The organism is Pseudomonadota bacterium (genome assembly GCA_018823135.1).
Taxonomy (GTDB): domain Bacteria; phylum Desulfobacterota; class Desulfobulbia; order Desulfobulbales; family CALZHT01; genus JAHJJF01.
Genome location: JAHJJF010000002.1, coordinates 1 through 11,423, shown reverse-complemented (window position 1 = coordinate 11,423; position 11,423 = coordinate 1). Strand labels below are relative to the sequence as shown.

Genomic DNA, 11,423 nt, shown 5'->3' with positions numbered 1-11,423 from the left:
TTGCAGGAAGTCGACAATATTCCGGGAAGGCTTGAGCGAATCCAGGTGAAAACGGACTGCGCAGTATTTGTTGATTATGCCCACACCCCTGATGCCCTTGAAAATGTTTTAAAGACGTTAAGGGAAATGAAGCCGGTAAGGCTCATTGTTGTTTTTGGATGCGGCGGCGAGAGGGATCGCGGCAAGCGGCCAATAATGGGGAAAATTGCCGGAGAGCTTGCAGACATCGTCCTGGTTACAACGGATAACCCCAGAAAGGAAGAGCCCCGGGGGATTCTGTCGGCAATAGAGACAGGTTTGCTGGAATCAAAATTAACCAGGATGCGCGGTGAAATTCTTTTAAAAGGCGGGAAACAAGGTTATGACATCGTCCCTTGCCGCAGGCAGGCAATCGGCCTGGCCATATTGTATGGAAGGACGGGGGATGCGATTCTGATAGGTGGGAAAGGGCATGAAAATTATCAGATCACTGCCCGGGGAACGGAATTTTTTGACGATCGCGTCGAAGTCAGGCGACACGCGGCGATGATAATGTAGGCATCAACTGTTAGCAATGGAAGCCGGAAAAGAAATGAACGACAGGATCAACCAATACAGCACCCAGACGGATTTCGGATATGGGTTTGCCACTTTCCAGAATCCGGTCTGGAATTTGACTCAGGTGTTGCAGGCCACCGGCGGCAAGGTTGTAAGCGGCCACAAGACCGGCGGCTTTCGGAGTATCTGCACTGACAGTCGGTCCATTGAGCCCGGCGATCTGTTCCTTGCATTGAGCGGTGACCGGCACGACGGGGTGGAATTTGTTTATGATGCTGTGCGGAAAGGCGCTTCAGGAGTAATTGTTTCACGGGAACTGGATAAATCGGTGCCGGTGCCGGTTATTGTAGTAAACGAAACGCTGAAAGCCCTGGGAGATATGGCGGCTTTCAGGCGGGCGCTGATGCCGGATCTCCGGCTTATAGCCATTACCGGGAGTTCGGGGAAGACTACGGTCAAGGAAATGACCGCAGCAATACTTTCCCAAAAGTACAATGTTATCAAAACAAAAGGAAATTTCAATAATCTCATCGGCTTGCCGCTTTCACTGCTGCCGGTTGATTATCGCCACGATTTTGCAGTCATGGAAATGGGGATGAACCGGCCCGGTGAAATAGCAAGGCTCACCGAGATCGCCGCTCCGAACATCGCCTGCATTGTCAATGTCCAGGAGTCGCATCTTGCCGGCTTGAATTCTCTTGATGGAGTGGCGGCGGCAAAAGGTGAATTGTTTCAAGGCATGAAAAACTGGGGGAAACTGGTTGTTAACCTTGACGACCCCAAAATTGTTGGGCTTGCCGCGGCCTGCACGCAGCAGAAAATTACTTTCGGATTCAATCGAAAGGCTCATGTAAGGGCCACGCATATCAGGAACAACGGCGAAAAGGGCATGGCTTATTCCCTTCATGTCGGCAAAGAGAAGAGGCGAGTATGGATCAACGGGATAGGTATTCATAATATCATGAACAGTCTGGCTGCGGCAGCCATGACCCATGCCGCCGGGTTGGGTCTGGAAAGAATCGCAACTGGTCTTGAGTTGTTCAAGCCATTTAATAAACGGTTGCAGGTTCTTGAGCTCAGTTCCGGAGTAAAAATTGTAAATGATACTTACAACGCCAATCCTTCATCGGTGCGGGCGGCCCTTGATGCGCTCAGCGGTCTGAACAAGGAAGGAAAGCGCACCGTGGTTGTGCTGGGTGATATGCTGGAACTCGGTGATACAAGTGATTCTGCGCACAGGGCCATTGGTGAATATGTGGCGGCGATGAAGGTTGATTATCTCATGCTTTATGGTTCGAATTTTCAAGCAACGGCAGCCGGGGCAAGAAACGCGTCGATGGACGTTGACCGTATTCAGGTTTTTAAAAGTAAGGCAGCCCTTGCCACAGAACTTGAGCGGATGATGGCCGAGCATCGGCTTTCAAAGGGTGATTGGGTTCTAGTCAAGGGGTCACGGGGCATGAAGATGGAAACGATAATCGATACCCTGGCGGGTGCGGAAAAGGAAGGAACTGACTGATGCTGTATTATTTTCTCTATCCTCTGCATACGCACTTCATCGGCTTTAATGTTTTCCGATATATTACTTTCCGTTGTGCCGGCGCGGTGTTGACCGCGTTTCTCCTGGTCATAATCATGAGCCCGAAATTTATCGAACTTCTCAGGCGATATCAGATCGGTCAGGTTATCCGGGAAGATGGGATGCAAACCCATTTTGGTAAAAGCGGGGTTCCGACCATGGGCGGCGTCCTGATCCTGATTGCCATTTTTCTCTCTACCGCCCTTTGGGTTGATCTGACAAATTATTATGTGTGGCTGATCATGGGGTTGACCTTATGGTTCGGAATTATCGGCGGCTATGATGATTACATGAAGATCCGCAAACAAAACAGCAAAGGTCTGCGGGGCAAGATGAAATTTCTGAATCTCCTTCTCGGCGCGACTATTGCCGGGGTCTTCCTGTTTTATCATGCAGGATTTGATGGGCATTTGAGCTTTCCGTTTTTTAAGAATTTCTATCCGGACCTGGGTTGGTTCTACATACCTTTTGCCGTGCTGGTGGTTGTCGGAGCCTCCAATGCGGTGAATCTGACGGACGGACTTGACGGGCTTGCCGCGGGCCCCACGGTAATTTCAAGCAGTGTTTATCTGGTTTTTTCCTATCTGGCCGGACATGCCGTCCTGTCATCGTATCTGCAGATTCCATTTGTCAACGGCGCCGGCGAAGTGGCGGTTTTCTGCGGCGCACTCATGGGGGCGAGCTTGGGCTTTCTCTGGTTCAACGCCTTTCCCGCGCAGGTTTTCATGGGTGATGTGGGTTCGCTTTCCCTGGGGGGGGCACTGGGTCTTGTTGCAATAATCATCAAACAGGAAATTCTTCTGGCCATTGTCGGCGGTGTTTTTGTGATGGAAGCTTTATCGGTGATTTTGCAGGTGGGTTTTTTCAAGGTGAGCGGCGGCAAAAGGATATTTCTCATGGCGCCTTTTCATCACCATTTTGAAAAGAAAGGCTGGGAAGAACCCAAGGTTGTGGTTCGATTCTGGATAATATCAATCGTCCTCGGGCTTGCAGCATTGGCATCCCTGAAGCTTCGATGATCGAAAAGTGGCCGGAAAATAATGACACGGCAGGAAAATGAGTAAATCAAACAACAGACAGACAATACAATCAGGCATGAAGATTCTGGTCGTGGGACTTGGCAAGACCGGTATTTCAGCTGTTGGTTTTCTGCTGCGGCAGGGCGCCCGGATAACCGTATCCGAGGCGAGACCTGAGGCGAGCATTGATTCGCAGACATTGTCATTTTTGAAAGAGTCCGGGGTCGAGCTTGAGTCTGGCGGTCATACAGATAAGACATTCCTGAATACGGATTTAATTTTTGTAAGTCCCGGGATTCCCTTGGAAACGCAACCCCTGGTGAAAGCTCTCGGTCGGGGTATCCCGGTTATCGGTGAACTGGCGTTGGCCCCGGAATATCTCGAAACACCAGTTGTGGCGGTGACCGGCACCAACGGCAAAAGCACAGTAACCACGCTGATTGGTGACATATTCAAGGCAATGGGCAAAAAGGTGTTTGTCGGTGGGAACATCGGCACGCCGCTGACCAACTATTTATACGGACCTCAGGATGCCGATGTTTGTGTGCTTGAAGTAAGCAGTTTTCAGTTGGATACCGCCGGCGATTTCCGGCCGGAAGTCGGGGTATTGCTCAATATTACCCCGGATCATCTGGACAGGTATGAAAGCTATCAGGCATATGGTGATTCTAAATTCAGGCTTTTTTCAGGACAAAAACAAGGGGATTGGGCCGTGTTGAACATTGCTGATCCTGAGATATTGTCACGGGTTACGGAATCGCTCAAGAAAAGGATTTTTTTCTTTGGGAAGGATATCAGCCGCTATCCCGGTGCGTCTCAGAAAGAAAAAAGAATACTCCTGACCGGGGTAAAAAATGTCCCAGGTGTTGAAGAATATGATCTGGAAAACACCCTGTTCGCTAAGGAGCCGAATTTGCAGAATGCCATGGCCGCAATTCTTGCAACGCGCCTGATGGGTTGTAGCCACGAAGCGATTACTAAGGGATTGGATGCATTTCTGCCTTTGAATCATCGACTTGCGCTGGTGGCGGAGATCGACGGTGTCAGATTTTATGATGATTCCAAGGCAACAAATATTGGCGCGGTATGTGCGGCGCTGCAATCCTTTTCAGGTGGGGTAATTCTAATTGCCGGCGGCCGAGAAAAGGGCGGCGACTATCAAATGTTGAAGACAATGGTGAAGGCGCGGGTGAAAAGCATGTACCTTATCGGCGAGGCAAGATCGTCGATGAGCCGGGAATTTAAGGATGTAACCGCTGTTTATGCTGCGGAAAGTCTCGAAGATGCGGTGTGTCAGGCGGGGGCAGCAGCTAAGTCCGGGGATTCTGTTTTGCTTTCTCCGGCCTGTGCGAGCTTTGATATGTTTAGAAGTTATGTTCATAGAGGCGAAGTATTCAGAGCGGCGGTTGCCGGGCTTGTGAAGAGAAAAAGTCTGGAAAAAAACACAGCGGTAAATGGTTGATGGATTCGAAAAAACTATTTTTTTCACGCAAAGACGCTAAGTGCCCGATGTCTTTTCTTTTAATAACAACGAGTTGTTTTTGTGAGCTTGGCGGCTTGGCGTGATATTTTGATTTTTTACGAGTGCATCAATGGTTGAAGATTACCAAAAAGGAGCGAACGATGATAACGATATGCTGCATGTGTAAAAAAGTTTTAAAGGGGGTTGTAACGGCAGGAAGTAACGCAGACCAGAATCGGAAAATTTCCCACGGCTACTGCCCCGACTGTTATCAGAAAATGATGAAACAGTTCAAAACAGATATTATGCAATGCGGGCCAAGTTATAAAAGTATGATGAACTGCCCTGCGAGATCAGGAAGTTGATCGTGCTCGTGGTTGAAAATCCACTCGGGTGCAGTTTTGAGCAATAAGCAACGGTTGAAAGTTGTCGTAACCGGTGGAGGGACAGGCGGTCATCTTTTCCCCGGCATAGCGGTTGCTGAGGAATTTATCAATGCTTATCCTGAAAGCGAAGTGATGTTTATCGGGACGGAACGTCAGATGGATATGAAAGTTTTGTCCGGCAAGCCATTTAAGAAAGAGGCAATAAAAAGTAGTGGCCTCAAAGGAAAATCCCTTGGGGCAGTGATTCAGGCGTTGGTCCAATTGCCAATGAGCATACATGCTGCAGCAAGAATTTTGCGGGAATTCAAGCCTTCTCTGGTTCTGGGAGTCGGCGGGTATGTTAGCGGGCCGGTTGTACTTGCCGCTAGACTTCTGGGTATCGCAACCTGTATCCATGAGCAAAATTCAATTCCAGGACTTGCAAATAGAATGCTCGGCCGTATTGTGCATAAAATATTTTTGTCCATGCCCGGGAGTGAAGGATTTTTTCCGCCGGAAAAAACCATAATAACGGGAAATCCGGTAAGGAAGGAACTGATAGAAAGAGCCGGGATGCCAAAAAGAACAGAAAGGGGAAGCGCAACTCTCCTTGTCCTGGGGGGAAGTCAGGGGGCCAGGAGGGTAAATCGATTGGTTGTTGATTCAATCAGGATAATAACAGATAAACTTCCTGGAAATTTCAGGATGATCCATCAGACTGGGGCGCAAGATGAGGGTTGGGTAAAGAATGAGTATGACTCAATGGGAGTTCATGCTGAAGTTTCCGCATTTATCACGGATATGGCGAAAGTGTATGATGACTGCGATTTGCTCATTTCCCGCGCCGGAGCAACGACTCTAGCAGAAATTACGGTAATGGCAAAGCCGTCGATTTTGATTCCTTACCCGTTTTCCGCTGACGGTCATCAGGATATCAATGCCCGATTTCTCGCTGATGCCGGGGCGGCAAAACTGTTTTATGAAAAGGAACTCACAGGAGAAGAATTGGGGAAAGAAATTATCGGGCTCTTATCTCAACCGGCTGTTCTTATGGAAATGGCTGAAAAGGCAGGCAACCTTGCTAAACCGGATGCGGCCAGGAGGATCATTAGTGCATCAATGGATTTGCTGATGAGCCTGGGGAAGTGTCCCGCTGTATGAATTTCAGATGTTAAGAGACAGGGTGTAAATGTACAAAAAAACGCAACATATTCATTTTGTAGGAATCGGTGGTATCGGTATGAGCGGGATTGCAGAAGTGCTGCTCAATCTGGGATATCAGGTAAGCGGTTCCGACCTTCGGGAAACGGGCATCACCCGAAGGCTGCAAAGATTGGGTGGGGAAGTTCATAAGGGGCACAAGGGCGAATGGATGGACGGCGCTGATGTTGTTGTGGTCTCTTCGGCGATTAACGAAACAAATCCGGAAATAATCGCCGCCCGTGAAGCCCATGTGGCGGTGATTCCTCGAGCGGAAATGCTCGCCGAACTCATGCGATTGAAAAAATACGGTATTGCCATTGCCGGGAGTCATGGAAAAACTTCAACTACATCCCTGGTGGGCTGGATCATGTCAAAGGCAGGGCTTGATCCCACCGTGGTCATCGGCGGGCAGGTAAACAGCCTGGGAACAAATGCAAAACTTGGCGAGGGCGACTTCCTCGTTGCCGAGGCGGATGAAAGTGACGGATCGTTTTTGAAACTCTCCCCGGTTCTCGAGGTGGTAACCAATATTGATTTTGAGCATCTTGATTATTACAAGGATCTTGATGCGGTAAAAAATGCCTTCATGGATTTTATAGACAAGATTCCGTTTTACGGGGCATGTATCCTATGTCTTGATGACCCCGGGATCGTCGACCTTTTACCCCGGATAAAAAAAAGGAAAATTACTTACGGGATGAGCACTCAGGCAGATATTCATGGCAGAAATATTACCATGGAGGGGAGTATCTCGAACTTTGAAGTATGCTCACAGGATAAGGTGTTGGGGCAGATCAGTGTGCCTCTTGCCGGCGCTCATAATGTGTTGAACTCCCTTGCGGCGATAACCCTGGCCCTTGAACTGGACATACCGTTTTCGGTTATAGCCGAGGCCTTGAGTTGTTTTACCGGGGTGCAGCGAAGACTTGAATTGAAAGGCGAAATGAATGGTTTGACGGTTATGGATGATTACGGCCATCACCCTACTGAAATCAGGGCGACTCTTTCAGCCTTGAGGACTGTCTGGCCGACCCGGCGGTTGATAGTTTTGTTCCAGCCGCATCGGTATACACGTACACAGGGATTGTTTAAAGAATTTTCCACTGCATTTTACGAAGCGGATATTTTATTCCTGACGGATATATATGCAGCAAGCGAAGAGCCCATTGAAGGTGTTAATACAGCAGCGCTTGTTGAGGAAATAAAGCGGCACGGACAGCGCCAGGTTTATTATGTGAAAGAGGTCAATGATCTTTCGCGGGAAGTAAGGAAAATTGCTGAAAAGGGTGATGTCATCCTGACCCTTGGAGCTGGCAATATTGTCCAGGCCGGAGAGCAATTAGTTGCCGAATTGGAAGGCTCGGCAGCATGATTGCGTTGAAAAAAGCTGATAGCGGAATGAATGTGCAAGGGTTCAATAAACAATTTTTTTGTGAAATCTGGAAGGGCCGGGTGGAATGGGATCATCCCCTGGCCAGTTATGCAACCCTGAATGTCGGTGGTCCGGCAAAAGCGGTAGTGTTTCCTGAAGATATTGAAGCCCTCGCCGGACTTATCAGAGCCCTGGGCGAAAACGGCATAAACTGGAGAGTCATCGGCAGGGGCAGTAATATCCTGGTTCCCGACCGCGGCTATGATGGAGTTGTGATAATCCTGGGACAGGAGTTGTCAGCCATTACGATGCTGGCCGATAATGATCGTCGGTTGGTTCGTGCGGAAGCAGGCGCTTCTCTGGCAAAGCTTCTGACTTGGACCAGCGAGAAAGAATTATCCGGGCTGGAATTTGTTGCAGGAATACCCGGGACTGTGGGCGGTGCAATTGTCATGAATGCCGGGGCGCATGGTAAGGAAGTTTCTGACGTTTTGGCGACGGTGACAATAATCGAGGCATCCGGAGCAGTTAAAGAGCTGCGAAGAAAGGATGTTGTTTTTCAATACAGGGGTTGGGGACGAAAAGACGAAATAGTGGTAGCCGGCACTTTCGCATTGGTGAAGGGGCAAAGAAGGCACATTGATGAAGAGTGCAGACGGTTTCAGCGTCAGCGCCGAGAAAGCCAACCCCAGGGGGTGGCAAGCGCCGGCTCGTTTTTCAAGAATCCCCCAACCCAGGCGGCGGGTTATTTAATAGAAAAGGCCGGGCTAAAGGGCGTATCGTTCGGCGGGGCGCAGGTTTCCGAAAAGCATGCAAACTTCATCATTAATAGCGGAAAGGCAACAACCAGGGATATTATCAAGCTCATGCGGCATGTGCAGGAAAAGGTGCTGGCAATGTCCGGAGTAAGGCTTGAACCGGAAGTGGATATTTGGGATGATCAGTAAAATTATTACAAAACGGATAAAACCCAAAGATTATCACGGGGTGAGAAAGAAAATACTGAAGTATGTTCTTTTAGTGGTTTTCGGAGGAAGTGTGATTGCCGGGACAAATCATGTCTTGTATGCATATTTCTCAAATTCGGAATTCTTCAGGGTGACGTCAATTAATATACAGGGCGGCGGGAAGATTTCAAAGGAAGAAATTCTTGAGGCCAGTGGAATCAATATTCATACAAATATTCTCGCTCTCGATGCTGATGCGGTCCAGCAGAAGTTATGCCGAAACGGCTGGATTGAAAGTGTGATAATTAGTAAAGACTGGCCGAGCAGCCTTGAATTGACAGTAACGGAAAGAGTCCCTGTGGCAATGATCGAGCAGTGGGGAAACCTGTATTACACCGACCGCAAAGGAGTAGTGTTCGCGAAGGTTGCCAATGGAGAGGATCTTGATTTCCCGGTCATTTCAGGGCTGATGACTAACGCCGAGGCCGAAAAAGATTGCCGATTAATTATGCAATCCATTAACCTTGCGGGGCTCAAAACAGCCTTAAGCCTCATTGATTATTCTCGAGTCATAAATTCGGCATTGCCGCGACAGAACATATCTCAGATACATGTAACCGCAACGGATGAAATACAATTATTTTTAGCCAATAAACCATTTCCCATCTATCTGAAAAGCAATGATATCAATACCCAGTACCACAGATTGGCAAAGGTTCTTGACTGGCTTTACCGTAAAAAGGAATTCGAAAAAACAGCTTACATCTACGTCGGCTATAACGGCGATAAAGTGCTTGTTGGAAAAACGAATGCCTGATGATGAGAAAAGTCACAAAGAGTTGCAGAGTGATTTAAACGATTCAATTGCGTTGGTGAAAAAACCGCGTCAAGGTGGAAAAATGGCTCGAGAAGAAAAGGGCGAGTTGATTGTCGGTTTGGATATAGGGACGACAAAGATATGCGCGGTGGTCGGCGAAGTGCGCAAGGGGAAAGTGGATGTGATCGGTGTCGGGATACATCCATCAGTCGGTCTCCGGCGAGGTGTGGTTGTAAACATCGAACATACGGTCAATTCGATTAGAAAGGCAATAGAAGAAGCCGAAATGATGGCCGGATGCGAAATTTCTTCGGTTTACGTTGGAATTGCCGGCAGTCATATCAAGGGTTTTAACAGCAATGGTTTAATCCCGATAAAGCATGAGGAAATCAGGCAGGATGATATAGAGCGGGTCGTTGATGCGGCACGGGCGGTGCATATTCCACCGGATCAGGAAATAATTCATGTGATTCCACAGGAATTCATGGTTGACGGACAGGAGGGGATACAGGACCCTCTGGGAATGACCGGTGTGCGGCTGGAAGCAAATGTTCATATCGTCACCGGTTCTGTAACTTCAGTCCATAATATTGTCAAATGCTGCAATCGGGCCGGACTTGAAGTAAACGATGTTGTTCTTGAGCAGATTGCATCGGCTGAAGCAGTGCTGACCAGAGAGGAAATGGAACTGGGCATCGGTCTGATTGATATCGGTGGCGGTACCTCGGATCTCGCGGTTTTTCACGATGGCGCCATCAAGCATACCTTTGTTCTGGGGCTGGGCGGCAATAATTTGACCAATGATCTTTCAATAGGGTTGAGGACGCCGTTGAAAGAGGCTGAAAGATTAAAGGAAAAATTCGGCTGCGCTATCTCGTCGATGATTGACAAAGATCAGGTTATCGAGGTGCCAAGTGTCGGGGGAAGGAAGTCGAGAAGACTGTCCCGGAGGGTCATGGGAGAAATTCTCGAGCCCAGGATTGAAGAAATGTTGACGCTGATCAACCAGGAATTGTTTGATTCCGCCTATAAGGATTTGATTAACGCAGGACTGGTTATCACTGGCGGAACAGGGCTTCTGGCAAATGTCGTGGATATGGCGGAGCAGATATTTGACCTGCCGGTGCGTATCGGTTATCCGCGGGAAGTTGGCGGGATAACTGATATCGTCAACACCCCGCAGTGTGCAACAAGCGTCGGACTGGTTTTTTACGGCATGAAACATAAGTCCGGCAACAGGTTCCGCTCGAAAGATGATAAGCTTGTGAAGCGGATGAAAAACTGGTTTAAAAGTATTTTTTAGAGTAATTTATTAATGCTGCGTTTTTGTTAAAAAAACGGGCGTTGAAACTACAGGGGGCATACTATGTCTTTTAAGCTGGCAGAACTCGAATCGCGGGCCAAAATCAAAGTATTTGGTGTCGGCGGTGGCGGTGGAAACGCTGTCAACACCATGGTGGAGAGCAAGCTCCAGGGGGTTGAATTCATTGCCGGCAATACTGATTTGCAGGCATTGGAAACTTCCATGGCCGATATTAAATTGCAATTCGGCCGTGTTGCGGCAAAGGGGCTTGGCGCCGGCGCAAATCCAGAACTCGGCAGGGAGTCGGCCGAGGAAAGCGCTGAAGAAATAAGAAAGGCGCTTCAAGGCAGTGATATGGTTTTTATCACCGCTGGACTGGGCGGTGGAACCGGGACGGGCGGTGCCCCGGTTGTGGCGCGGATCAGTAAGGAAATGGGCGCGTTGACTGTCGGGGTAGTTACCAAGCCCTTTGCTTTTGAAGGTCGTGCCCGTACGAAAAATGCTGAAATCGGTTGGGAAAAACTGAAAGAACATGTTGACACGATCATTACCATTCCCAATGACCGGCTCATTTCATTGACCAAGAAAGGCACTCGTTTTATTGACGGGATGAAAATGGCTGATGATGTTCTTGTCCAGGCAGTGAAAGGGATCACGGATTTGATTAATCTCCCCGGATATATAAATCCGGATTTTGCCGATGTCAGGGCGATTATGAATGAGATGGGCCCCGCACTCATGGGTGCCGGTCAGGGCATAGGCGAGAATCGAGCCGCCGATGCGGTCAATATGGCAATAGCAAGCCCACTTCTGCAGGAT

The 11,423-nt window shown here is 48.7% G+C and carries 10 protein-coding genes; all 10 read left to right on the top strand.

Annotated elements, in window-relative coordinates; translation table 11 throughout:
* Positions 1 to 537 (top strand): UDP-N-acetylmuramoyl-L-alanyl-D-glutamate--2,6-diaminopimelate ligase (locus KKE17_00075; GenBank protein MBU1708381.1); only part of this gene is annotated, 537 nt, incomplete at its 5' end.
* Positions 538 to 553: 16 nt separating this feature from the next.
* On the top strand, positions 554 to 2,056 hold the full coding sequence (gene murF / locus KKE17_00070) for a UDP-N-acetylmuramoyl-tripeptide--D-alanyl-D-alanine ligase (GenBank protein ID MBU1708380.1): 1,503 nt from the start codon (positions 554 to 556) through the stop codon (positions 2,054 to 2,056).
* Complete coding sequence (gene mraY / locus KKE17_00065) at positions 2,056 to 3,135, top strand: phospho-N-acetylmuramoyl-pentapeptide-transferase (GenBank protein ID MBU1708379.1); 1,080 nt, start codon at positions 2,056 to 2,058, stop codon at positions 3,133 to 3,135. The genes murF and mraY overlap by 1 nt, the downstream gene beginning before the upstream one ends.
* A gap of 37 nt (positions 3,136 to 3,172) precedes the next feature.
* On the top strand, positions 3,173 to 4,597 hold the full coding sequence (gene murD, locus KKE17_00060; GenBank protein ID MBU1708378.1) for a UDP-N-acetylmuramoyl-L-alanine--D-glutamate ligase: 1,425 nt from the start codon (positions 3,173 to 3,175) through the stop codon (positions 4,595 to 4,597).
* Between the two features lie 419 nt (positions 4,598 to 5,016).
* A complete protein-coding gene (murG, locus tag KKE17_00055; protein MBU1708377.1) occupies positions 5,017 to 6,123 on the top strand; it encodes an undecaprenyldiphospho-muramoylpentapeptide beta-N-acetylglucosaminyltransferase in 1,107 nt (368 codons plus the stop codon).
* 28 nt (positions 6,124 to 6,151) lie between these two features.
* On the top strand, positions 6,152 to 7,537 hold the full coding sequence (locus tag KKE17_00050; GenBank protein ID MBU1708376.1) for a UDP-N-acetylmuramate--L-alanine ligase: 1,386 nt from the start codon (positions 6,152 to 6,154) through the stop codon (positions 7,535 to 7,537).
* Positions 7,534 to 8,484: a UDP-N-acetylmuramate dehydrogenase gene (murB, locus tag KKE17_00045; GenBank protein ID MBU1708375.1), complete on the top strand. Its 951-nt coding sequence runs from the start codon at positions 7,534 to 7,536 to the stop codon at positions 8,482 to 8,484. Before KKE17_00050 ends, murB begins: the two co-directional genes overlap by 4 nt.
* Complete coding sequence (locus tag KKE17_00040) at positions 8,474 to 9,301, top strand: FtsQ-type POTRA domain-containing protein (GenBank protein MBU1708374.1); 828 nt, start codon at positions 8,474 to 8,476, stop codon at positions 9,299 to 9,301. Before murB ends, KKE17_00040 begins: the two co-directional genes overlap by 11 nt.
* An 82-nt stretch (positions 9,302 to 9,383) precedes the next feature.
* Positions 9,384 to 10,604, top strand: a complete 1,221-nt coding sequence (gene ftsA / locus KKE17_00035; GenBank protein ID MBU1708373.1) for a cell division protein FtsA — start codon at positions 9,384 to 9,386, stop codon at positions 10,602 to 10,604.
* A 63-nt stretch (positions 10,605 to 10,667) separates the two neighbouring features.
* A partial coding sequence (ftsZ, locus tag KKE17_00030) for a cell division protein FtsZ (GenBank protein MBU1708372.1) occupies positions 10,668 to 11,423 on the top strand: 756 nt, incomplete at its 3' end.